Raw genomic sequence first — 23359 nt, 5'->3', positions numbered from 1 at the left:
CCCCAGTCGACTGGGCGGGGGGGGGGGGGCGGGCCTTAGTACCCCCCCCCCCCCCCCCCGCCGTCACCGCGCGCAGTATCGAAAACATGCTGTGGTCGGATCCGGAGGACAAGCCTCCGAAGGACATGCGGGAGATGCAGGCGAAGATGCGCCGTGCGGGACTCGTCCTCGCCCTGGCCATGATCGTCGCGATGTTCGTCCTGGGCATCCACTGAGACGTCCGCCGGGGCACCCTCCGCGGCTCGCTAACCTGACCGTATGAGTGATCAGCCACGACAGCCCCGCCGTCTCGTCCTCGCCTCCAAGTCCCCCGCCCGGCTCGGCCTCCTGCGCCAGGCCGGTCTCGCCCCCGAGGTGATCGTCAGCGGGGTGGACGAGGACGCGATCTCCGCACCGACCCCCGCCGAGCTCGCCCTGGCCCTCGCCGAGGCCAAGGCGTCGGTCGTCTCGGCGCGCCCGGACGCCAAGGGCGCCCTGGTCGTCGGCTGCGACTCCGTCCTGGAACTGGACGGTCAGGCGCTCGGCAAGCCCGCCGACGCGGAGGAGGCCACGGCCCGCTGGAAGTCCATGCGCGGGCGCGCGGGCGTCCTGCAGACCGGCCACTGCGTGTACGACACCGTGGCGGGACGCCATGTGTCGGCGGTCGCGTCGACCGTCGTCCGCTTCGGCGAGCCGTCGGACGAGGAGATCGCCGCGTACGTGGCGAGCGGCGAACCCCTGCACGTGGCGGGCGCGTTCACCCTCGACGGCCGCTCGGCCCCCTTCGTCGACTCGATCGAGGGCGACCACGGCAACGTCATCGGCCTCTCGCTGCCGCTGCTCCGCCGCCTGCTGTCCGAACTGGGCGTCGGCATCACGGAGTTGTGGGCGAAGTAGGCCCCGGGTCGCGGGCAGGGGCCCAGGAGAGCCCATGAGCGCCCAGGAGAACCCATGAGGGCTCAGGCGGGCCCAGGAAAGCTCAGGCCGGCTGTGGGGCGCCGTTCTCCGGCGCGCCGCCGCCCGCTGCCCCGTTGCCGGTGCGCGGCTGGTCAGTGACCCCGTCGGGCTTCTTGTCGTACGCCACGAGCGTCAGGACGATCAGGCCGAGCACGACCATCATGAGGACGAAGGCGGGCCAGCCGACCAGGCCGACCGAGAACGCCCCGAGCAGCCCGTGCACCACGGCGGCGCTGATCAGCAGCAGCCTGCCGAAGCGGCCCGGCGCGCGGTCGCTGACCGCCGAGCGCGCCAAGACGCCGCCGCACAGCGCGAGGTAGAGGCCGAAGACGCCGCCCGCGATCCAGGTCGACACGGACATCGCGTGCGGGTCGAGGCCCGCTAGGGACATGTCCTGCTTATTCACGACAAGGCCGAGGAACCAGTTGAGAAGGGCGATGCCGACCGCCTCCACCAGAAGTACGATCGCGCCCACGAAGGCAACCGGTCTACGCGCCACGGCGCCCCACCTCTTCCACTGTTACCGCCAGTACGTGCCAGACATCGTGAACGCTACTAACGGGTAAACCGGGGGACAAGAGCTCCGCCGAAGGCAGAGAATCATTGGGCCATTCGTAGGGACTCCACAAAGATTGACCCCCTGCCGCAGCACGCTCTCACAGAGACCTTGACCACATCGGCGCGTTAGTCTGCCCGGAAAGGACCCTGCGTACCGTGGTGCGACAAGGGATTTCGCGGACGGGCAGGCCCCGGATCACGCTCCGTGTGGGCAAGCTCACCATTGGGGACGGGTCGAAAGGTCGTGTCGGCAGTCCCTAAACTCGGCTTGTTTCAAGGAGGGAGCCATCGTGCGCAAAGTGCTCATCGCCAACCGTGGCGAAATCGCTGTCCGCGTTGCTCGGGCATGCCGGGATGCAGGGATCGCGAGCGTAGCCGTCTACGCAGATCCTGACCGGGACGCTCTGCATGTACGTGCGGCAGATGAGGCGTTCGCGCTGGGCGGTGACACTCCGGCCACCAGCTACCTGGACATTTCCAAGGTGCTGGCAGCGGCCAAGGACGCGGGGGCGGACGCGGTCCACCCCGGCTATGGCTTCCTTTCGGAGAACGCCGACTTCGCGCAGGCCGTCCTGGACGCGGGCCTGATCTGGATCGGCCCGCCGCCGCAAGCCATCCGTGACCTCGGTGACAAGGTCGCCGCGCGGCACATCGCGCAGCGCGCGGGCGCCCCGCTGGTGGCCGGTACGCCGGATCCCGTCAGCGGTTCCGACGAGGTCGTGGCCTTCGCCGAGGAGCACGGCCTGCCGATCGCGATCAAGGCCGCCTTCGGTGGCGGCGGACGCGGTCTGAAGGTGGCCCGGACCCTCGAAGAGGTGCCCGAGCTGTACGACTCCGCGGTGCGCGAGGCCGTCGCCGCCTTCGGCCGCGGCGAGTGCTTCGTGGAGCGCTACCTCGACAAGCCGCGGCACGTGGAGACCCAGTGCCTGGCCGACAAGCACGGCAACGTGGTCGTCGTGTCGACCCGTGACTGCTCGCTCCAGCGCCGCCACCAGAAGCTGGTGGAGGAGGCGCCCGCGCCGTTCCTGAGCGAGGCCCAGAACGCCGAGCTGTACGCGGCGTCGAAGGCGATCCTGAAGGAAGCCCGCTACGAGGGCGCGGGCACCGTCGAGTTCCTCGTCGGCACCGACGGCACGATCTCCTTCCTGGAGGTCAACACCCGTCTCCAGGTGGAGCACCCGGTCACCGAAGAGATCACCGGCATCGACCTGGTCCGCGAGATGTTCCGCATCGCCGACGGTGAGGAACTGGGTTACGGCGACCCCGAGATGCGGGGTCACTCCTTCGAGTTCCGCATCAACGGCGAGGACCCGGGCCGCGGCTTCCTGCCGGCGCCCGGCACCGTCACCACCTTCGCCCCGCCGTCGGGTCCGGGCGTGCGCCTGGACGCGGGCGTGGAGTCCGGCAGCGTCATCGGCCCGGCATGGGACTCGCTCCTCGCCAAGCTGATCGTGTCCGGCGCCACGCGTCAGCAGGCCCTGCAGCGGGCCGCACGCGCCCTTGAGGAGTTCAACGTGGAGGGCATGGCCACGGCCATCCCGTTCCACCGCGCGGTCGTCAAGGACCCGGCCTTCGCCCCCGAACTGACCGGCTCCACGGACCCGTTCACGGTCCACACCCGCTGGATCGAGACCGAGTTCGTCAACGAGATCCCCGCGTTCGCCGCCCCGGCGGCCGACGCGGAGACGGACGAGGAGCCGGGCCGCGAGACGGTGGTCGTCGAGGTCGGCGGCAAGCGCCTCGAGGTCTCGTTGCCCTCCTCGCTGGGCATGACCATCGCCCGCACGGCCGCGGCGGGCGGGGCCCGCCCCAAGCGCCGCGCGGCGAAGAAGTCGGGTCCGGCGGCCTCCGGTGACACCCTGGCGTCCCCCATGCAGGGCACGATCGTCAAGATCGCTGTCGAGGAGGGCCAGGAGGTGCAGGAGGGCGACCTGGTCGTCGTCCTGGAGGCCATGAAGATGGAACAGCCCCTGAACGCACACCGCTCGGGCACGATCAAGGGCCTCACGGCGGAGGTGGGCGCGAGCCTGACCTCCGGCGCGGTCATCTGCGAGATCAAGGACTGACCGCGGAGCGTTGCTTATACGCTGGCCGGGCTGGAGCATCCAGCCCGGCCAGCGAAGTATTCAGCGGCGAAGCCGGTGATCGACGGTGCGCAGACCGGGCGGAGCCGATCAGGCATCCTTGAGTCAGGCATCCTTGAGGTACACCGACGTTCAGGGAGGACCAGGGCGATGAGCACCGGCACGGAACCGCAGCCCGCACGGGCCATGCGTGCCGACGCGCGCCGTAACTACCTTCGGCTCCTCGCAGAGGCCCGCGCCGCCTTCGCGGAGCACGGCACGGATGCCTCGCTGGAAGACATCGCCCGCCACGCGAACGTAGGCATCGGCACCCTCTACCGCCACTTCCCCAACCGTCACGCCCTGATGAGCGCCGTCTTCGAAGAGGCGGTGAGCGACCTCCTTGACCGGTCCCGCGCGCTGCTCGAAGATCCGCAGCCCTGCTCGGCCCTGGTGACCTGGCTCCGCGCCATCATCACTCATGCGGGTGAGTACCGCGGGCTCTCCCGCGCCCTCATGTCGGCGTCCCACGACGACAGTTCGGCACTCTCCCGATGCAGCAGGCCCATGCGTGAGGCGGGCACGGCCCTGCTCGTGCGGGCACAGCAGGCCGGTGCCGTACGCCCCGGTGTGTCGATCGGCGATCTGCTGCAGCTGACCAACGCGATCGCGCTGGCCGCCGAAGAGACCCCCGACGAGCCCGAGTTGGCCGACCGCCTCCTGATGCTGACCCTGCGCGGCCTGAAGGCCGATGGATCGGCACCCGAAGACTGCCGTACGGGCACGGCCGGTTCAGCGGCGGCGTAGATCCGCCACTCGCGCGGCCCGCTCCCCGGGCTGCTGCTCCCCGAGGACCGCACTGCGCAACTGCGCCCCGGGGCCCGCCCCGTGACCGCCGTGGTTACGACGCTGCCCCGGCAGTGGCACGTCCCGGCGCGCCTGCCGCGCCGGGACGGAATCCACCCCTGGTCCGGAGCCCGGGCTCGCGGCCCCGCCCGCGACAGCGATCTGCACGCCCTGATCGGCGAGGGCCTGCAGTTCGGTGGCCGCACGGTCGTCGTGCGTGGGCGGTTCGTCCGTGACCAGGCGGGTGATGACGTCCGTCGGCACCGTCTGGAACATCGTGTCGGTGCCGAGCTTGGTGTGGTCGGCGAGGACCACGACCTCGGCCGCGGCCTGGACGAGCGCACGGTCCACGCTCGCCGAGAGCATGTTGGACGTGGAGAGCCCGCGCTCGGCGGTCAGACCACTGCCCGACAGGAAGGCGCGCGAGACCCGCAGGCCCTGCAGGGACTGTTCGGCCCCGCTGCCCACGAGCGCGTAGTTGGAACCGCGCAGGGTGCCGCCGGTCATGACGACCTCGACGCGGTTGGCATGGGCCAGCGCCTGTGCCACCAAGAGGGAATTGGTGACGACGGTCAGACCGGGCACCCGCGCGAGCCGTCGGGCCAGCTCCTGCGTGGTCGTACCCGCCCCGACGACGATGGCTTCGCCTTCTTCTACGAGTCCCGCCGCGAGATCGGCGATGGCCGTCTTCTCGGCGGTCGCGAGATGTGATTTCTGCGGAAAGCCGGACTCCCGCGTGAATCCGCCCGGCAATACCGCACCGCCATGTCGGCGGTCGAGGAGTCCTTCTGCCTCCAGCGCGCGCACGTCCCGCCGTACGGTCACTTCGGAGGTCTGGACGACGCGGGCGAGCTCCCGGAGCGATACAGCTCCGTTGGCCCGCACCATTTCGAGGATCAATTGGCGACGTTCTGCAGCGAACACGAAACTGACAGTAACCCCAACGACCGTCTGCTTTCAGCAGTTTGCGCCGAATTACAGAAGTTGTTCGCACGGCAGGGCGTGAGGTGGTATAGGTGCCTACTCACCCCGCCTATGCCGGGCGAATGGGCGACAACAGCCCGTGACCTGCGCGGGGTTGTTACCCCGGACCGATCCCGATCATTCGGCGTTCAACCGACGATCGTTCCGCGATCAGGCTTCGCCCGCCGACTTCCGCGTGTGGAGTTGACGCGCGACCTCGGCGATCGAGCCCGAAAGGGATGGATACACGGTGAACGCATTCGCGATCTGCTCGACCGTCAGATTGTTGTCGACCGCGATCGAGATGGGGTGGATCAGTTCCGAGGCGCGCGGTGCGACGACCACACCGCCCACCACGATGCCCGTACCCGGACGGCAGAAGATCTTGACGAAGCCGTCGCGAATGCCCTGCATCTTCGCGCGCGGGTTGCGCAACAGCGGCAGCTTGACGACGCGGGCGTCGATCTTGCCGGTGTCCACGTCGGACTGGCTGTAGCCGACGGTCGCGATCTCGGGGTCGGTGAAGACGTTCGACGACACGGTCTTCAGGTTCAGCGGCGTCACCGCGTCGCCCAGGAAGTGGTACATCGCGATGCGCCCCTGCATGGCGGCGACGGAGGCCAGCGCGAAGATGCCGGTCACGTCACCGGCGGCGTACACACCCGGCGCGGACGTGCGCGACACCCTGTCGGTCCAGATGTGCCCGGAGTCCTTGAGCTTGACCCCGGCCTCCTCCAGGCCCATGCCGCTGCTGTTGGGGATGGCACCCACGGCCATCAGACAGTGCGTACCGGAGATGACGCGGCCATCGGCGAGCGTCACCTCCACGCGGTCGCCCACGCGCTTGGCGGAGGCGGCGCGGGAGCGCGACATGACGTTCATGCCGCGGCGCCGGAAGACGTCCTCCAGGACGGCGGCGGCGTCCGGGTCCTCGCCGGGCAGCACGCGGTCGCGGCTCGACACGAGCGTGACGTTCGACCCGAGCGCCTGGTACGCACCGGCGAACTCGGCGCCGGTGACACCCGAGCCGACCACGATGAGCTCCTCGGGGAGCTCGTCCAGGTCGTACACCTGCGTCCAGTTGAGGATCCGCTCGCCGTCGGGCAGCGCGTCGGGAACCTCGCGCGGGTGCCCGCCGGTCGCGATGAGCACGGCGTCGGCCACGAGCGTCTCTTCGGTCCCGTCGGCCGCGCGCACGATGACCTTGCGCGAGCCGTCGGTGTCCTGCTGCCCCTCCAGACGGCCACGGCCGCGCAGCACGCGCGCGCCCGCACGCGTGACGGACGCGGTGATGTCGTGGGACTGCGCGAGCGCGAGGCGCTTCACGCGGCGGTTGACCTTGCCGAGGTCCACGCCGACGACGCGGGCTGGGCTGTCGATGTGCGGGGTGTCGTCCGCGACGATGATGCCGAGCTCCTCGTACGAGGAGTCGAAGGTGGTCATCACCTCGGCCGTGGCGATCAGAGTCTTGGACGGGACGCAGTCGGTGAGCACCGACGCCCCGCCCAGACCGTCGCAGTCGACGACGGTCACCTCCGCGCCGAGCTGGGCGGCAACGAGTGCCGCCTCGTATCCGCCGGGTCCGCCGCCAATGATCACGATCCGAGTCACGTACTCCATTGTCCCGCACGCTTCAAGGTGCTTCGCCCCGGGGGCTCCATCCGGGCCGTTCTGCCCGCGACCCGGCCGTTCTTCCTACAAGAAGGGCACTTCCGTTACCGGAGGGACGCACGTGTCGCCTGCCGTACCCTCGACCCCATGTCGCTCTACGCCGCGTACGCCGGCAATCTGGATCCGCGGCTCATGTCACGCCGCGCCCCGCACTCGCCGCTGCGCCAGACGGGCTGGCTGAACGGCTGGCGGCTGACGTTCGGCGGGGAGCACATGGGGTGGGAGGGCGCGCTGGCCACCATCGTCGAGGCGCCGCGTTCGCAGGTCTTCGTCACGCTCTACGACGTCGCCCCCATGGACGAGGACTCGCTGGACCGCTGGGAGGGCGTGGGGCTCGACGTCTACCGCAGGATGCGCGTGCGCGTGCACACCCTGGACGGCGAGGAACCCGCCTGGGTGTACGTCCTCAATGGTTACGAGGGCGGCCTGCCGTCAGCGCGCTATCTGGGGGAGCTGGCCGACGCGGCGGAGACCGCGGGGGCGCCCCACGACTACGTGATGGAACTCCGCAAGCGGCCTTGTTAGGGGCGGGGCCGGCTGGGCGGGCAGCGGATCTCTGTCTGAACTCCCCACCCTTCTGAACTCTCCCCACCCTTTGACGGACGTCGGCGGCACCTTCGCCGGACTTCGCACGGTCTCCGGGGGCCTGGCGGGGACTCCGCGAGGCACCCGCGCGGCCTTCGGCAGGGCTCTCGTCGGAAACGACAAGACAACGATCCGAATCCCGTGAGCATCGTCATCTACGCGCGTAGGGCGAGAGCGGCTACTCTCGTCCGCGTGAACGCTTCAGTTATTTCGGACGACCAGGGCGACCCCTACGCCGCCGCCGACGCCGCCGCCACGCGCCTGCGTGAGCTGACGGGTGCCGACACCCACGACGTGGCCCTTGTGATGGGCTCCGGCTGGGCACCGGCCGTGGACGCGCTCGGCGAGCCCGACGCGGAGTTCGCCGTCACCGACCTGCCCGGCTTCCCGATGCCGGCGGTCCAGGGACACGGCGGCCGCATCCGCTCCTTCAAGATCGGTGACAAGCGGGCCCTCGTCTTCCTGGGCCGCACCCACTATTACGAGGGCCGTGGCGTCGCCGCCGTCGCGCACGGCGTGCGTACGGCCGTGGCCGCGGGCTGCAAGACGATCGTGCTGACGAACGGCTGCGGCGGTCTGCGCGAGGGCATGCGTCCCGGTCAGCCGGTCCTGATCAGCGATCACCTGAACCTGACGGCCACGTCGCCGATCGTCGGCGCGAACTTCGTGGACCTCACGGACCTGTACTCCCCCCGGCTGCGCGCCCTCTGCAAGGAGATCGACCCCTCCCTCGAAGAGGGCGTCTACGCGCAGTTCCCCGGCCCGCACTACGAGACTCCGGCGGAGATCCGCATGGCCCGCACGATCGGTGCGGACCTGGTGGGCATGTCGACGGTCCTCGAGGCGATCGCCGCGCGCGAGGCCGGCGCGGAGGTGCTCGGCATCTCCCTGGTCACGAACCTCGCCGCGGGCATGACGGGTGAGCCGCTGAACCACGAGGAGGTCCTCCAGGCGGGCCGGGACAGCGCCACCCGCATGGGCGAGCTGCTGGGCCAGGTTCTGGGGCGTATCTAGTTTTACCGGGGGCGTTGTCTGGCGGGGCGCCTTGTCTGGCGGGGCGCCTTGCGTGGTGGGGCCGCCTTGCCTGGCGGGGCGCCTTGCCGGGGGGTGCCTTGCCCGGCGGGCGCGCCTTGCCCGGCGGGGGGGCTTCTGGTGGGTGGGACGTGCCTGCACTGCGGGTCGGTGGGCCCGTAGCGCCGTTGCCGCACAGGCTCTCCCACCCACCCGCCCGATTGCCCTGGAGCGTCGCCCGTTGCCGCACGGGCTTTCCCGCCCACCCGCCCGATTGCCCCGGAGCGTCGGGGGGCGCACGAGCCCTTTTCGCCGCGGGGTGATCGGGTGGGTGGGCGGGAGAGATCCGCCGCGAAGCGGCGGCACAGGAACGCCCCACCGGGCCCCACCGGCAAGACGCCCCCGGCACGGGAACAAGCAACCCCGAGGCTCCGGGTAGGCATACCCGGACCCGCACCAGAACCCCGCATACGAGAGGCTGAAGAACCGTGCTGGACGACTCCGAACTCATCGCACGCGCCCAGGCCTGGCAGGCCGAGGACCCGGACCCCGAGACCCGCGAGGAACTCGCGAAGCTCATCGACACCGCGGACACCGAAGAGCTGACCGCCCGCTTCAGCGGCACCCTCCAGTTCGGCACCGCCGGCCTCCGCGGCGAACTCGGCGCGGGCCCCATGCGCATGAACCGCTCCGTCGTCATCCGCGCGGCAGCAGGCCTCGCCGCGTACTTGAAGTCCAAGGGCGAGACAGACGGCCTGGTGGTCATCGGGTACGACGCCCGCCACAAGTCCGCGGACTTCGCGCGCGACACCGCCGCCGTCATGACCGGTGCCGGACTCAGGGCGGCGGTGCTCCCCCGCCCGCTCCCCACCCCCGTACTCGCCTTCGCCATAAGGCACCTCGGTGCCGTCGCGGGCGTGGAGGTGACGGCGAGCCACAACCCCCCGCGGGACAACGGCTACAAGGTCTACCTGGGCGACGGCTCCCAGATCGTGCCGCCCGCGGACGCGGAGATCGCGGCGCAGATCGACGCGGTGGCCTCCCTCCACGACGTCCCCCGCCCGGAGTCCGGCTGGCAGACCCTCAACGACGACGTCCTGGACGCCTACCTGGCCCGCACGGACGCCGTCCTGTCCCCCGATTCCCCCCGCACCGCCCGCACCGTCTACACGGCGATGCACGGCGTCGGCAAGGAGACCCTCCTCGCGGCGTTCGAGCGGGCGGGATTCCCCGCCCCGGCGCTCGTCGCCGAACAGGCGGAGCCCGACCCGGACTTCCCCACGGTCGCGTTCCCCAACCCGGAGGAGCCGGGCGCGATGGACCTCTCCTTCGCGAAGGCCCGCGAGGTGGACCCGGACCTGATCATCGCCAACGACCCGGACGCGGACCGCTGCGCCGCGGCCGTCAAGGACGGTCCGGGCGGCCCGGACGGCGCCGACTGGCGCATGCTCCGGGGCGATGAAGTGGGCGCGCTCCTCGCGGCCCACCTCGTACGCCGGGGCGCCCGCGGCACGTTCGCCGAGTCGATCGTCTCCTCGTCCCTGCTCGGGCGGATCGCGGAAAAGGCGGGGCTCCCGTACGAGGAGACCCTCACCGGCTTCAAGTGGATCGCCCGCGTGGACGGCCTGCGTTACGGCTATGAAGAGGCCCTCGGCTACTGCGTGGACCCCGAAGGCGTACGCGACAAGGACGGCATCACGGCGGCGCTCCTGCTCACGGAGCTGGCGTCCGAGCTCAAGGAGCAGGGCCGCACGCTCATCGACCTGCTGGACGACCTGGCCGTGGAGCACGGTCTGCACGCCACCGACCAGCTTTCGGTCCGTGTGGAGGACCTCTCCGTGATCGCGGACGCGATGCGGCGGCTGCGGGAGCAGCCGCCGACGGCTCTCGCGGGCCTGCCCGTGGTGAAGGCCGAGGACCTGACGCGAGGCACCGACACGCTGCCGCCCACGGACGGCCTGCGCTACACGCTCGACGGCGCCCGCGTCATCGTGCGCCCGAGCGGCACGGAGCCGAAGCTGAAGTGCTACCTGGAGGTGGTGGTCCCGGTTTCGGCGAAGGACGGTCTGCCTGCCGCCCGCACCGAGGCGACGGACTTCCTCACGGCGATCAAGCGCGACCTGTCCGCGGCCGCCGGCATCTAGCGGCGCCCGAGGCGGTGGCCGAGGCGGGTGGTCACGGAGCCGCCACCCCACCCGTCCGGGTGGTTAGGCCGGTGCGACTGCCGCAGTGATCCGGTGCGCTGTCGGTCCCCCAGGAAGGGTGACCGGCAGCGCATGATCACGTTCCAGGAGCTGCCGCAGTGCCGTACGGACCGACCCCTGAGACCACCTCGACCGCACCGGCGTCCGCCGCCACGCCCCGGATCGTCGCCCCGTCCCGCCGGCCCCACCATCGTGTCCCGGTCCGCTCCCCGGGCCGCCCCGCACGCGGCGCTCGCGCCCTGCGGCACGCGGCGCCCGCACTCCTCGCGTACGCCGCCGTACGCGTCTTCGGCGCGGTGGTCTTCGCCCTCTGGGCGCGCGGGGAACGGCGCGACGTCTGGCATCTGCTGGCGGAGTCGTGGGACTGCGACTGGTATCTGAAGATCGCCGACGAGGGATACGCGAACACCCTGGGCACCCAGGTGGACGCGAACAACCTCGCCTTCTTCCCGCTGCAGTCCCTGCTCATCAGGGCGGGCAGTCTGCTCGTCCCGGAGCCGCGCGGGGCCGTGGGGCTCGCGATCGCCGTCGTCTGCTCGTTCCTCGCGGCGTGGGGGATCTTCGCGGTGGGCGACCACCTGTACGGGCGCAGGGCGGGCGTCCTGCTCGCCGCGCTCTGGGGTTCGCTGCCCGTCGCGCTCGTGCAGTGGATGGGCTACACGGAGTCGCTCTTCACGGCGCTCACCGCGTGGGCGCTGTACGCCGTGCTCACCGGCCGCTGGCTCTGGGCGGGCTCACTGGCCGCGCTCGCGGGCCTGACGCGCCCCACGGGTGTGGCGCTCGCGGCGGCGGTCTCCCTGACGGCGCTGCTCGCGCTGTGGCGCACGTGCCGAGCGGGGGGCGGCACCGACCGCGTACGCACGCTCGTGGGCGCCCTGGTGGCCCCACTCGGCTGGCTCTCGTACGTCGGCTGGGTGGGATTTCGGCTCGGCCGCTGGGACGGTTACTTCGCCGTACAGAAGCTGTGGCACAACGAGTGGGACGGCGGGGTGGGAACCCTGCGGACCGTGCGGGACCTGCTTTCCGTGCAGCGGCCGCAGCTGTTTCTGATGATGGTGACTGCCACGCTGCTCGCGTCGGCGGTGCTGTTCGTCCTGTCGGTGGGTGACCGGCAGCCGTTGCCGCTGCTGGTCTTCACGGGCCTGCTGCTGCTGATCGTGCTCGGCAGCGAGGGGGTCTACTTCCCCCGGGCCCGCTTCCTGCTCCCCGGCTTTCCCCTGCTGCTGCCGCTCGCGGCGGCGCTGGCCCGCGCGCGGACGCATGTCGCAGTGACGGTGATGCTGACCGCGGCGGTGACGTCGGCGGCGTTCGGAGGCCACATGCTGCTGGCGTGGTCGGGCCCGCCGTAAGGGCGCGAAGGCGCTCCCGCTGCCGACGGCAGACAGCACTCTCACCCGCTGGCGAACGGCGAGCAGCACACCGGCTTTCGCCTGCCCGACAAGAGCACCACAGCTGCCACCCCACTGGCCACCGACGAGCAGCACACCCGCCTCCCGGACCAGGACAAGCAGCGCACCTATCCCTTGGCCGACGGCGAGCAGCACCTCCTACCTGCCGGCCGACGATGAGCAGCACTCCTTACCCCCGGCCGACGACGAGCAGCACTCCCAGCCACTGGCCGACGGCAAGCAGCACACATGCCGGGCCAACGGCGAGCAGCACACCCGCCCCCGTGTCAACGGCGAGCAGCGCTCCTAGCCCCTAGCCCCTAACCGATCGCCAGCAGTACCGCGAGCAGTACCGCCCCGGCCACGGCAGGCGCGAGGATCTCGTAGCCCCACCGGACTTTGGGCTCGCCCTGCGCGGACTCCGCGCCGGCGCGCTGCTCGGACAGGTCGCGCAGGTCGTCCATGATCTGGTCACTGGCGGCGCGCACGGGCGCCGGCTGGCCGGGCCTCAGCGAAGAACGGAGGCCCGGGCCGCCGACGCTCGGGTCACCGGCGGCCGCGCCCTGCGACTTCCTCCGTGCGGCCTTCTTGCGGCCACGGAGGGAGACCGGGATGGCCCAGAGCTGGTACTTGGTGCCGGACTGGGTGAAGACCTCGTTCGAGTACCCGGAACGCAGCCCGGAGACGGATGCCCACGGCAGCGTGATCGTCCGGAAGGGGTTGCGGATGCGCAGCCGGTCGTCGTTGGCGTACACGGCGGGGCGCAGGGTGAAGGCGACGACGAGCGGCACCGCCAGGAGCAGCCCGGCGAGCGCGAGCCACGGGGTGCGGCCTTCCCCCCGGATCATCGCGTCGATGCCGAGCCAGCCGCCGAGGGCGAGCAGCAGGACGCCTCCGGCGATACCGCCGGTCGACCGGTAGGTCCGGTCCTTGTACTCGGGCTCCGCCACGGAGGGCTGGGGGTCGGTCATACCCCTGATTCTGCCTGAGGTCCGCCGCGGGGCCGCCCCGGGGCCGTCGCAGGGCCGCCCCCGGCCCGCCGCGGGCCGCCCGCCGCAGATCCTCCGCAGGGACCGCCTCCCCCCCTCGCTCCGTCGGAGGGCCCCCGGTTCATCGCAGAGCGTCCGTCCCCAAGCCCGTTCACAAGCCCGTCGGCCCACCCCGGTCACCGCGGCGGGCCACCCCTGATCCTCCGAGGACCCCCGTCCGCGTGGAGGCCGCTTCGGGTCCATCACGGGTGCCCCCCGAGCCGTGGCGGGAGCGGCCCCGGCGCCACCACGGAGCCGCCCGGGTCCGCAGGGCCCCGGCCTCTGGTCCACCGCGAGGCCGCCCCGGGTCCACCGCAGGACCGTCCCCCCTCGGTCCGTCGCCGGGGCGTCCGTCCCCCGGTCCGTTCGCAGGCCCGCCACGGCCTGCCCCGGGCCCCGCGGGTCCACTCCGACCCGCCCCCTGTACAGCCGCTACGCGCGTAGATATGCTCCCCTCGTGACCATGCCCACTGCATCCGTACCTGCACACCCGCTCGCGGAGGCCACAGCGTCGGACCGCACGCTGCGCCGCTTCCTCCACGGGCTGCCCGGCGTCGACACGGTCGGCCTGGAGGCACGTGCCTCAGCGCTCGGCACTCGTTCGATCAAGACGACGGCGAAGGCGTACGCCATCGATCTCGCCATCTCGATGATCGACCTGACGACGCTGGAGGGCGCCGACACCCCGGGCAAGGTCCGGGCGCTCGGCGCGAAGGCCGTGAACCCCGATCCGACCGACCGCGGCACGCCGAAGACCGCCGCGGTCTGCGTCTATCCGGACATGGTGGCCACCGCCAAGGAGGCCGTCGGCGACAGCGGTGTCAAGGTCGCGTCCGTCGCGACCGCCTTCCCCGCGGGCCGCGCCGCCATCGACGTGAAGCTCGGCGACGTCCGTGAGGCCGTCGCGGCGGGTGCCGACGAGATCGACATGGTCATCGACCGCGGCGCCTTCCTCACCGGCGACTACATGACCGTGTTCGAGCAGATCCGCGCCGTCAAGGAAACCTGTGGCGAGGCTCGGCTCAAGGTCATCTTCGAGACCGGCGAGCTGTCCACGTACGACAACATCCGGCGCGCCTCCTGGATCGGCATGCTCGCGGGCGCGGACTTCATCAAGACCTCGACCGGCAAGGTCGGCGTCAACGCCACCCCCGCGAACACCCTCCTGATGCTGGAGGCCGTACGCGACTTCCGTGAGCAGACCGGGGTACAGGTCGGCGTGAAGCCCGCGGGCGGCATCCGCACCACCAAGGACGCGATCAAGTTCCTCGTCCTGGTGAACGAGACCGCGGGCGCGGACTGGCTGGACAACCACTGGTTCCGCTTCGGCGCCTCATCACTCCTCAACGACCTGCTGATGCAGCGCCAGAAGCTGGCCACGGGCCGCTACTCCGGCCCCGACTACGTCACGGTGGACTGACCTATGACTTCCACGCCCTTTGAGTACGCACCCGCTCCGGAGTCCCGCTCCGTCGTCGACATCGCGCCGTCGTACGGCCTGTTCATCGACGGCGAGTTCGTGGAGGCCGCGGACGGCAAGGTCTTCAAGACCGTCTCGCCCTCCACCGAAGAGGTCCTCTCCGAAGTCGCGCAGGCGTCGTCCGAAGACGTCGACCGCGCGGTCAAGGCCGCCCGCAGGGCCTTCGAGAAGTGGTCGGCGCTGCCGGGCGCCGAGCGCGCCAAGTACCTCTTCCGCATCGCCCGGATCATCCAGGAGCGCAGCCGCGAACTGGCCGTCCTGGAGACCCTCGACAACGGAAAGCCCATCAAGGAGACGCGCGACGCCGACCTCCCCCTGGTCGCCGCGCACTTCTTCTACTACGCGGGCTGGGCCGACAAGCTCGACCACGCGGGGTACGGCGCGGGCCCGCAGCCCCTCGGCGTCGCGGGCCAGGTCATCCCCTGGAACTTCCCGCTCCTGATGCTCGCCTGGAAGATCGCCCCGGCTCTCGCGACCGGCAACACGGTCGTCCTGAAGCCCGCCGAGACGACGCCGCTCTCCGCGCTCTTCTTCGCGGACATCTGCCGTCAGGCGGGCCTGCCCAAGGGCGTCGTCAACATCCTTCCCGGGTACGGCGACGCGGGCGCGGCCCTCACCGCCCACCCGGACGTGAACAAGGTCGCCTTCACCGGCTCGACCGCCGTCGGCAAGGCCATCGCACGCCAGGTCGCGGGCACGGACAAGAAGGTCACGCTCGAACTGGGCGGCAAGGGCGCGAACATCGTCTTCGACGACGCCCCGATCGACCAGGCCGTCGAGGGCATCGTCACCGGCATCTTCTTCAACCAGGGCCAGGTCTGCTGCGCCGGATCGCGCCTCCTCGTACAGGAGTCGGTCCACGACGAGGTGCTCGACGCGCTGAAGCGGCGCCTGACCACGCTGCGCCTCGGCGACCCGCTGGACAAGAACACGGACATCGGCGCCATCAACTCCGCCGAGCAGCTCGCCCGGATCAAGGCCCTGACCGAGACCGGTGAGGCCGAGGGCGCCGAGCGCTGGTCCGCCCCGTGCGAACTGCCCTCCGCCGGCTACTGGTTCGCGCCGACGCTCTTCACGAACGTCACGCAGGCGCACACCGTCGCGCGCGACGAGATCTTCGGCCCGGTGCTCTCGGTGCTGACCTTCCGCACCCCGGAAGAGGCCGTCGCCAAGGCCAACAACACCCAGTACGGCCTCTCCGCCGGCATCTGGACGGAGAAGGGCTCGCGCATCCTCGCGGTCGCCGAGCAGCTCCGTGCGGGCGTCGTCTGGGCCAACACGTTCAACAAGTTCGACCCGACCTCGCCCTTCGGCGGCTACAAGGAATCGGGGCACGGCCGCGAGGGCGGCCGCCACGGCCTGGAGGCGTACCTCAATGTCTGAGCGACTCACGGTCCTGAAGACCTACAAGCTGTACGTCGGCGGGAAGTTCCCGCGTTCCGAGAGCGGCCGGGTGTACGAGGTGACTGACTCAAAGGGCACGTGGCTGGCGAACGCCCCGCTCGCCTCCCGCAAGGACGCGCGGGACGCGGTCGTCGCCGCGCGCAAGGCGCAGGGCGGCTGGGCCGGCAAGACGGCCTACCTGCGCGGCCAGATCCTGTACCGCGTCGCGGAGATGCTGGAGGGCCGCAAGGACCAGTTCGTCCGCGAGGTCGCCGAGGCGGAGGGGCTTTCCAAGTCCAAGGCCGCCGCGGTCGTGGACGCCGCGATCGACCGCTGGGTCTGGTACGCGGGCTGGACCGACAAGATCGCCCAGGTCGTGGGCGGCGGGAACCCGGTCGCGGGCCCCTTCTTCAACCTCTCCTCGCCCGAGCCGACCGGCGTGGTGGCGGTCGTCGCCCCGCAGAAGTCCTCGTTCCTCGGCCTGGTCTCGGTGATCGCCCCGGTGATCGCGACGGGCAACACCGCCGTGGTGATCGCGAGCGAGAACTCCCCGCTCCCCGCGCTCTCGCTCGGCGAGGTGCTCGCCACCTCCGACCTGCCCGGCGGCGTCGTGAACATCCTGTCCGGCAGGACGGCGGAGATCACCCCGTCGCTCGCCGCGCACCAGGACGTGAACGCGATCGACCTCGCGGGCGTCGAGGACGACGTACTGGCGAAGGAGCTGGAGGTCGCCGCGGCGGACAACCTCAAGCGCGTCGTCCGCCCGACCGCCTCCCACCGGCGCCCTTCCAAGGACGCGCAGAACGCGGCCTCTTCCGACGCTGGGGACTGGTCGGCCGACCCGGGCACGCACCGCCTGACGGCCTTCCTCGAGACCAAGACCGTCTGGCACCCGACGGGTTCGCTGGGCGCGTCCGGCTCCTCGTACTGAGGCCACCTGAAGCCATCTCGCACGGTGAAGCCCCGGTCCTCCTCCGTCCAGGAGGGCCGGGGCTTCGCCACACCGCCGGGCCGGTCGGCTAGCCGGGCAGCAGCCCCGTGGCCGGACCGGCCAGCGGCAGGTCAGCCGGCGCTCCACCGCTGGTCAGCGGGGTCGTCAACGGCGCCGTCGAGACCGGCTTGAAGTCTGCGACCTGGGTGCCCGCAGCGTTGTCCAGCGGGTCGGACCCCGTACCCGCGAGCGGGTTGAGCTTCAGCTGCTTGGCGGGCCCGAGCCCACTGGCGGTGACCTCCTCCACCGTCCCCAGCACCCCCGCGCCGGCCGCAGGCAGACTGTCGGAAGCCGAGGGCGCGGCGTTCGCCGTCGCCGCGCCGCCGATACCAAGTGCCGTACCCGCGACGGTGGCCGTCAGGCCCGCCCGCAGCAGGACGCGGGAGAGGTGCTTGGAGGCTGTTGCGTGCCGTGCCATGGGTGCCACCCTTATCCTTTTGGGTAATCAGATGAGCACTCAGGGTAGTTGAGGGATGTCCTGGGCACCAAAGCCCTACCCTTCGGGGTGCCTGGGCGGGCCGATGCAGCACACTGTTCTCTCGTGAGTTCCCATCCCCCGATATCCACCCGAGTCGTGCTGCTCGCCGGCCCCTCGGGCTCAGGCAAGTCGTCGTTCGCCGCCCTTACCGGGCTGCCCGTCCTGTGCCTCGACGACTTCTACAAGGAGGGTGACGACCCTTCACTGCCGCAGGTCCCCGGCAGCGCGGACATCGACTGGGACTCCCCCGACTCCTGGGACGCGGACGTCGCCGTCGCCGCCATCGAGCAGCTGTGCCGCACGGGACGTACGCGCGTCCCCGTCTACGACATCGCCACCAGCTCGCGTACGGGCGAGTCCGCGATGGACATCGAGCGCACGCCCCTGTTCATCGCGGAGGGGATCTTCGCGGCGGACATCGTGGAGCGGTGCCGGGAGATCGGAGTGCTCGCCGACGCGATCTGTCTGCGGGGGCGGCCGTCCACCACCTACCGGCGGCGGCTTCTGCGGGATCTGCGCGAGGGACGGAAGTCCGTGGCGTTCCTGCTGCGGCGCGGGTGGCGGCTGATGCGGGCCGAACGCGCCATCGTCGCCCGGCAGACCGCGCTCGGCGCTCACCCCTGCGGGAAGGACGAGGCCCTGGGGCGGCTCGCGGCGGCTGCCGCCGGGCGGTGCGCCAAGGCACGCGCCGACGCCGCTTGACTCCGCCCGGTCCACAGCACCGTAAAGCGACCGCTCGACACAGCCCCCGTACAAAGCAGAAGGACCGGAAAGACCCCCCGGCCTTCCGGTCCCGCCACTTTTCCCCCGTGGATCCCCCGTGATCCCCGTGTCCCCCCTGCTTCCGCCGCCTCCCCCCGGGAGCGGCGGCCCCCGTGATCCCTAGGCGACCAACTCGCCGAAGGACTCCTCCTGGTCACGGCCGAAGCTGAGGACCTCGTCCTCGCGCATCCGGCGCAGGGAGCGCCAGATGCTGGACTTCACCGTGCCCACGCTGATGTCGAGGATGTCCGCGATCTCCGGGTCCGTGCGGCCCTCGTAGTAACGCAGGACCAGCATCGTCCGCTGCAGTTCGGGGAGGCGGGCCAGGGCCTGCCAGAGAACCGCACGGAGTTCGGTGCCACGCATCGCGTCCGTGTCGCCCGCCGTCTCCGGCAGCTCCTCGGTGGGGTACTCGTTGAGCTTGCGGCGCCGCCAGGCGCTGATGTGCAGGTTGGTCATGGTGCGGCGGAGGTACCCGCCGACCGCGGCCTTGTCGCTGATCCTGTCCCAGGCCCGGTACGTCGAGAAGAGGGCGCTCTGGAGCAGGTCCTCGGCCTCGAAACGGTCACCGGTCAGGTGATAGGCGGTTGCGTACAGGGAGGCACGACGCTCCTGGACGTAGGCGGTGAACTCCGCCTCCGACGCTGTGGTGCGCTCCCCCGTGTCCTCCCTGTACGCGGCTCCCCCGTGAGCCCCCCCGTTGTCCCCGCGGGTTTCCCCCGGGAACGCGTCAACCACCGTCATGTACGCGGTGTGCTGACGCCCGGTGCCGCGAGCGCACCCCCGCCCGCTCACGGCACCGGACTTCTCGTGCCTCTCGGCAGGCCGGATCACGTCGTGGAGACGCGTGATTACTGCGCTTGAGCTGGTGCTGTGCAGTGTGTTCATCTCGCGCCCCCCGTCGGTGGAGTCCGGCTTTTTCCGTGTGACCAGAACTCTGCCGGACCCACTTCATGACGGTGTCCGCCGACTGTCACAGGCCTGCAACAGCCCTCCCATGTGTAGGGGAGAAGTGTGGATGTGGGCTCCTCCCTGCTCTTTGAGGGCTTGGGGGAGCTCCAACAGTCGAACTGTGCCCGTGCCATGGGACAGAATGACGTCCGTGCCTTCCCTGTTGCTGATCGAGGACGACGACGCCATCCGTACGGCCCTTGAGCTTTCGCTCACCCGCCAAGGGCATCGGGTGGCTACTGCTGCCACCGGCGAGGACGGCCTGAAGCTGCTCAGTGAGCAGCGGCCGGACCTGATCGTGCTGGATGTGATGCTGCCGGGCATCGACGGCTTCGAGGTGTGCCGTCGCATCCGGCGCACCGACCAGTTGCCGATCATCCTGCTGACCGCGCGCAGCGACGACATCGACGTCGTCGTCGGGCTCGAGTCCGGTGCCGACGACTATGTCGTGAAACCCGTGCAGGGACGGGTGCTCGACGCCCGTATCCGTGCGGTTCTGCGGCGCGGTGAGCGCGAGGCCAATGACGCGGCGACGTTCGGTTCGCTCGTCATCGACCGCGCCGCGATGACCGTCACGAAGAACGGCGAGGATCTGCAGCTCACGCCGACCGAGCTGCGGCTGCTCCTGGAGCTGAGCCGCAGGCCCGGACAGGCGCTGTCGCGCCAGCAGTTGCTGCGTCTGGTGTGGGAGCACGACTACCTCGGTGACTCCCGGCTCGTCGACGCGTGTGTGCAGCGCCTGCGGGCGAAGGTGGAGGACGTACCGTCCTCGCCGACCCTGATCCGTACGGTGCGCGGAGTCGGCTACCGGCTGGACACTCCTCAGTGACCAAACCGCAGGACAAGCTCCGCGGTTGGGCTGCGGCGCGCAAGGCGATACTGGCGGGGCTCCGTTTCACGAGCCTGCGGCTGCGGCTTGTCGTGGTGTTCGGGCTCGTGGCGCTCACCGCCGCCGTGACGGCGTCCGGGATCGCGTACTGGCTGAACCGCGAGGCGGTCCTGACGCGCGCGCAGGACGCGGCCCTGAAGGACTTCCAGCAGGAGATGCAGACCCGCGCCGGCGCGCTGCCGCCCAATCCGACCCAGGACGAACTGCAGCAGGCCGCCGGGACGATGGCCAACAGCAGCCAGCGCTACAGCGTGCTCCTGATCGGGAAGGACGCCGACGGTGACACGATCGTCGGCTACTCCGACCTGGACGCCTTCACGCTCGCCGACGTGCCCAAGCCGCTGCGCAAGACGGTGAACAAGGAGCAGCCGCTCACCTCCAGCAACAAGAGCCCGTATCACCTGTACTGGCAGCGGACCGTCGAGGGCGGCACCCCGTACCTGGTGGGCGGCGCCAAGGTCATCGGCGGCGGGCCGACCGGTTACATGCTCAAGTCCCTTGAGCCGGAGGCGAAGGACCTGAGTTCGCTCGGCTGGTCCCTGGCGATCGCCACGGGGCTCGCGCTCATAGGTTCCGCGTTGCTCGCGCAGGCCGCGGCGACCACCGTGCTCAAGCCGGTGCACCGGCTCGGGGTGGCCGCGCGGCGGCTCGGCGAGGGCAAACTGGACACGCGCCTTCGGGTGTCGGGCACGGACGAACTCGCCGATCTGTCACGGACGTTCAACCGGACCGCGGAGAGCCTGGAGAAGAAGGTCGACGACATGAGCGCCCGTGACGAGGCGTCGCGGCGCTTCGTCGCCGACATGTCGCACGAGTTGCGTACGCCGCTGACCGCGATCACCGCGGTGACGGAGGTGCTCGAGGAGGAGCTGGACGCGGAGACCGGCAGCGTCGACCCGATGATCGAGCCCGCCGTACGTCTCGTGGTCAGCGAGACACGTCGGCTGAACGACCTGGTGGAGAACCTGATGGAGGTCACCCGCTTCGACGCGGGTACGGCGAGGCTCGTCCTGGACCACGTGGACATCGCCGACCAGATCACGGCGTGCATCGACGCCCGCGCCTGGCTGGACGCGGTCGAGCTGGACGCCGAGCGCGGCATCATGGTGCGGCTCGACCCGCGCCGTCTGGACGTCATCCTGGCGAACCTGATCGGCAACGCGTTGAAGCACGGTGGCTCCCCGGTGGAGGTCTCGGTGCGGCTCGTGGGCGAGAAGCTCGTCATCGCGGTGCGTGACGGAGGCCCCGGCATCCCCGAGGACGTACTGCCGCACGTCTTCGACCGCTTCTACAAGGCGAGCGCGTCCCGGCCGCGTTCGGAGGGCAGCGGCCTCGGGCTCTCCATCGCCCTGGAGAACGCCCACATCCACGGCGGGGAGATCACCGCCGCGAACTCGCCCGAGGGCGGCGCTGTGTTCACGCTGTGGCTGCCGCGCGACCCGTCGGCGCTGCTGCCCGCGGACGAGGCGGAGGACGGCACGGACGGCGACGACGCCGTCGAGGGAGAGAAGTGATGAACCACCGACGGCTTCGCGCCGCGCTGCTCGCCGCCGCGCTGACCGCGGTCCTGGCGGGCTGCGGCATCCGCTCGACGGAGGTGCCGACGGACTTCGGCCCCGGCCCGTCGCGGGTGCCCTGCGTGATGTCCGGGTCGAGCATCGCGTCGCAGTCCACCAGCGGGGTCCCCGTGCAGGTCTTCCTGGTGTGCGCGGCGCAGCTGGTGACCGTCGACCGGTCGGTGCGCATCCCCACCGACAAGGCGACGACGGACCGGGTACGGATCGCGCAGGCGCTCCTGGACGAGCTGTCGCAGGCGCCTTCGGACCCGGAGAAGCAGGCGGGCTTCGCGACGGACGTACGCGGCGGCACGGTCGTGCGCGGCCCCGAGAAGGGCGACCCCGAGGACGCGCTGCGGTTCAGCACGTCCCCTCAGGATCTGTCGGCGTTCGCTCTGGCACAGATCGTTTGCACGTTCGCGGACAGCGCGGCGGCGGGCGACGACCGCGAGGTGATCATGGGCGGCCCCGGCGACGACCCGCTGCGCCGCTACGAATGCACCCAGGCGGTCCGCCAGCGGCCCGGGACGGTGGCTCCGCCCACGGAGACGGTGAAGTAGCCGAGACCTTGAAGCAGCCGGGACAGCGAAGTAACCGATCAAGACAGTCACGGTGTGCGATCAGGACAGTGCCGAGTTCCGGAAGTGGATGGGCGGAACCGATCCTGCCGTCAGGCGCGTCTTGGGGGGCGTGCGTCAAGGCTCGGGCGGCCACAGGGCTGCCATCCGCTTCCGTGCGGCAGGAGGATTCCTCCTCGTCGCGCATCTTCTGTTCGTCGGCTGGCTCACTCTGCGTCCACTGGACGTGCCGTGGGTCAGCGCGGCGAATCTGCAGCCGTTCGCCGGCATCAAGGCGGATCTGGCGCTCGGACCCGTGCAGGCCGCCCGGCAGATAGGCGGCAGTCTGCTGCTCCTTGCCCCGCTCGGTGCGCTGCTTCCGCTCGCCGGTGGGCGGGTTCACGTGTCACCGCTCGGTTCGCTGGTGCGGACGGTCGCGGCGGGCGCGCTGATCTCGCTCGGCATCGAGCTGCTGCAGACCGGAGTCCCCGGACAGGTCGTCGACATCGACTCGCTGTTCGTGAACTCCGTGGGCGTGGCCCTCGCGCATCTCGCCGTGGTGCCCGCGGCCAGGGCCAGGCTCCGCCGCCGTACTGAGGGTGAGCATCGCGCGGCCCTCCTGCGGGAGGACGCTTCTCAGGGGTCGACCCCGACGATTCCCAGGGTCGGTATCGCACCTTAGAGCGACGCTTTGCCCGCTTCGTGAACGTAGCTTTGAGTCATCGGGGAAACGCCCCGGACCTTGTCTCCACGGTTCACGAAGGAGCCACCATGACCGCCCTAGCCCGCCCCACCGACGGCCGGATGATCGGCGGAGTGTGTGCCGCCCTCGCCCAGCGTTTCCGCACGTCGGCGAAGACGATGCGCGTGATCTTCGTACTCTCGTGTCTTCTGCCCGGCCCGCAGTTCCTGCTCTACATCGCGCTCTGGGCCCTGTTGCCCTCCGAGGGCAAGGCCAGGCAGGCCGCCTGGTGATGCGGCGGCCCTCACCGCCACCCGCACACGCCGATGGGGCGCACCCTTGAGAAGGGATGCGCCCCATCGGCGTGTGCGCGGAGC

Annotated in this window: 23 protein-coding genes; 17 read left to right on the top strand and 6 right to left on the bottom strand. The window is 70.8% G+C overall.

Annotated elements, in window-relative coordinates:
• Window positions 1-86: 86 nt before the first annotated feature.
• Both AB0I94_RS03950 and AB0I94_RS03945 read left to right on the top strand, forming a co-directional pair.
• Window positions 87-215 carry a hypothetical protein gene (locus AB0I94_RS03950; protein WP_363307817.1) on the top strand — a complete coding sequence of 43 codons (129 nt, stop codon included), beginning with the start codon at window positions 87-89 and terminating at the stop codon, window positions 213-215.
• A gap of 43 nt (window positions 216-258) precedes the next feature.
• On the top strand, window positions 259-876 hold the full coding sequence (locus AB0I94_RS03945; RefSeq protein ID WP_363307816.1) for a nucleoside triphosphate pyrophosphatase: 618 nt from the start codon (window positions 259-261) through the stop codon (window positions 874-876).
• Between the two features lie 82 nt (window positions 877-958).
• Here AB0I94_RS03945 and AB0I94_RS03940 read toward each other — a convergent pair whose 3' ends face one another.
• A complete protein-coding gene (locus tag AB0I94_RS03940; RefSeq protein ID WP_363307815.1) occupies window positions 959-1435 on the bottom strand; it encodes a hypothetical protein in 477 nt (158 codons plus the stop codon).
• A gap of 349 nt (window positions 1436-1784) precedes the next feature.
• Between AB0I94_RS03940 and AB0I94_RS03935 the strand changes: the two genes are divergently transcribed.
• Window positions 1785-3560: a biotin carboxylase N-terminal domain-containing protein gene (locus AB0I94_RS03935; protein WP_363307814.1), complete on the top strand. Its 1776-nt coding sequence runs from the start codon at window positions 1785-1787 to the stop codon at window positions 3558-3560.
• Window positions 3561-3728: 168 nt separating this feature from the next.
• Window positions 3729-4364 (top strand): TetR/AcrR family transcriptional regulator, encoded by a 636-nt coding sequence (locus tag AB0I94_RS03930; protein WP_363307813.1) that lies wholly within the window; start codon window positions 3729-3731, stop codon window positions 4362-4364.
• Here AB0I94_RS03930 and AB0I94_RS03925 read toward each other — a convergent pair.
• Both AB0I94_RS03925 and AB0I94_RS03920 read right to left on the bottom strand, forming a co-directional pair.
• A complete protein-coding gene (locus AB0I94_RS03925) occupies window positions 4350-5327 on the bottom strand; it encodes a DeoR/GlpR family DNA-binding transcription regulator (RefSeq protein WP_363307812.1) in 978 nt (325 codons plus the stop codon). The genes AB0I94_RS03930 and AB0I94_RS03925 overlap by 15 nt on opposite strands.
• A gap of 210 nt (window positions 5328-5537) precedes the next feature.
• The gene (locus AB0I94_RS03920; RefSeq protein ID WP_363307811.1) at window positions 5538-6986 is read right to left on the bottom strand and encodes an NAD(P)H-quinone dehydrogenase; all 1449 of its coding nucleotides are present in this window, start codon (window positions 6984-6986) and stop codon (window positions 5538-5540) included.
• A 138-nt stretch (window positions 6987-7124) separates the two neighbouring features.
• Here AB0I94_RS03920 and AB0I94_RS03915 point away from each other — a divergent pair, with 138 nt between their 5' ends.
• The 4 genes from AB0I94_RS03915 to AB0I94_RS03900 all read left to right on the top strand — a co-directional run bounded on the left by AB0I94_RS03915 (window position 7125) and on the right by AB0I94_RS03900 (window position 12186).
• Entirely contained in the window at window positions 7125-7562 is a 438-nt protein-coding gene (locus AB0I94_RS03915; RefSeq protein WP_160506851.1) for a gamma-glutamylcyclotransferase, read from the top strand.
• Window positions 7563-7814: 252 nt separating this feature from the next.
• Entirely contained in the window at window positions 7815-8636 is an 822-nt protein-coding gene (locus tag AB0I94_RS03910) for a purine-nucleoside phosphorylase (protein ID WP_363307810.1), read from the top strand.
• Window positions 8637-9124: 488 nt separating this feature from the next.
• Window positions 9125-10777 (top strand): phospho-sugar mutase, encoded by a 1653-nt coding sequence (locus AB0I94_RS03905; RefSeq protein WP_363308283.1) that lies wholly within the window; start codon window positions 9125-9127, stop codon window positions 10775-10777.
• A gap of 158 nt (window positions 10778-10935) precedes the next feature.
• Window positions 10936-12186: a hypothetical protein gene (locus AB0I94_RS03900; protein ID WP_363307809.1), complete on the top strand. Its 1251-nt coding sequence runs from the start codon at window positions 10936-10938 to the stop codon at window positions 12184-12186.
• A gap of 359 nt (window positions 12187-12545) precedes the next feature.
• Here AB0I94_RS03900 and AB0I94_RS03895 read toward each other — a convergent pair whose 3' ends face one another.
• Window positions 12546-13196 (bottom strand): PH domain-containing protein, encoded by a 651-nt coding sequence (locus AB0I94_RS03895; protein WP_363307808.1) that lies wholly within the window; start codon window positions 13194-13196, stop codon window positions 12546-12548.
• 520 nt (window positions 13197-13716) lie between these two features.
• Between AB0I94_RS03895 and deoC the strand changes: the two genes are divergently transcribed.
• From deoC to AB0I94_RS03880, 3 genes are read left to right on the top strand one after another with little or no spacing between them, the layout of a single operon-like run.
• A complete protein-coding gene (gene deoC / locus AB0I94_RS03890) occupies window positions 13717-14673 on the top strand; it encodes a deoxyribose-phosphate aldolase (RefSeq protein ID WP_363308282.1) in 957 nt (318 codons plus the stop codon).
• Between the two features lie 3 nt (window positions 14674-14676).
• Window positions 14677-16116: an aldehyde dehydrogenase family protein gene (locus AB0I94_RS03885; protein ID WP_363307807.1), complete on the top strand. Its 1440-nt coding sequence runs from the start codon at window positions 14677-14679 to the stop codon at window positions 16114-16116.
• Window positions 16109-17047 (top strand): aldehyde dehydrogenase family protein, encoded by a 939-nt coding sequence (locus AB0I94_RS03880; RefSeq protein WP_363307806.1) that lies wholly within the window; start codon window positions 16109-16111, stop codon window positions 17045-17047. The genes AB0I94_RS03885 and AB0I94_RS03880 overlap by 8 nt, the downstream gene beginning before the upstream one ends.
• Window positions 17048-17135: 88 nt before the next feature.
• Here AB0I94_RS03880 and AB0I94_RS03875 read toward each other — a convergent pair whose 3' ends face one another.
• Window positions 17136-17525, bottom strand: coding sequence for a hypothetical protein (locus AB0I94_RS03875; protein WP_363307805.1), 390 nt, complete (start codon window positions 17523-17525; stop codon window positions 17136-17138).
• Between the two features lie 123 nt (window positions 17526-17648).
• Between AB0I94_RS03875 and AB0I94_RS03870 the strand changes: the two genes are divergently transcribed.
• Window positions 17649-18287, top strand: coding sequence for an ATP-binding protein (locus tag AB0I94_RS03870; protein ID WP_363307804.1), 639 nt, complete (start codon window positions 17649-17651; stop codon window positions 18285-18287).
• 180 nt (window positions 18288-18467) lie between these two features.
• Here AB0I94_RS03870 and AB0I94_RS03865 read toward each other — a convergent pair whose 3' ends face one another.
• Entirely contained in the window at window positions 18468-19235 is a 768-nt protein-coding gene (locus tag AB0I94_RS03865; protein WP_363307803.1) for a SigE family RNA polymerase sigma factor, read from the bottom strand.
• Window positions 19236-19449: 214 nt separating this feature from the next.
• Here AB0I94_RS03865 and afsQ1 point away from each other — a divergent pair, with 214 nt between their 5' ends.
• The 5 genes from afsQ1 (at window position 19450) to AB0I94_RS03840 (ending at window position 23275) form a co-directional block, all read left to right on the top strand.
• Window positions 19450-20127: a two-component system response regulator AfsQ1 gene (gene afsQ1 / locus AB0I94_RS03860; RefSeq protein WP_030562528.1), complete on the top strand. Its 678-nt coding sequence runs from the start codon at window positions 19450-19452 to the stop codon at window positions 20125-20127.
• Window positions 20124-21701: a HAMP domain-containing sensor histidine kinase gene (locus AB0I94_RS03855; RefSeq protein ID WP_363307802.1), complete on the top strand. Its 1578-nt coding sequence runs from the start codon at window positions 20124-20126 to the stop codon at window positions 21699-21701. The genes afsQ1 and AB0I94_RS03855 overlap by 4 nt, the downstream gene beginning before the upstream one ends.
• Complete coding sequence (locus AB0I94_RS03850; protein ID WP_363307801.1) at window positions 21701-22303, top strand: hypothetical protein; 603 nt, start codon at window positions 21701-21703, stop codon at window positions 22301-22303. The genes AB0I94_RS03855 and AB0I94_RS03850 overlap by 1 nt, the downstream gene beginning before the upstream one ends.
• An 88-nt stretch (window positions 22304-22391) precedes the next feature.
• Window positions 22392-22982, top strand: a complete 591-nt coding sequence (locus AB0I94_RS03845; RefSeq protein WP_363307800.1) for a VanZ family protein — start codon at window positions 22392-22394, stop codon at window positions 22980-22982.
• Window positions 22983-23071: 89 nt separating this feature from the next.
• Entirely contained in the window at window positions 23072-23275 is a 204-nt protein-coding gene (locus AB0I94_RS03840; protein ID WP_363307799.1) for a PspC domain-containing protein, read from the top strand.
• Window positions 23276-23359: the final 84 nt, after the last annotated feature.

The organism is Streptomyces sp. NPDC050147 (assembly GCF_040660195.1).
In the GTDB taxonomy this organism is placed as follows: domain Bacteria; phylum Actinomycetota; class Actinomycetes; order Streptomycetales; family Streptomycetaceae; genus Streptomyces.
The sequence above is the reverse complement of the archived record's forward strand: the minus strand, read 5'-3'. Positions and strand labels throughout refer to the sequence as shown.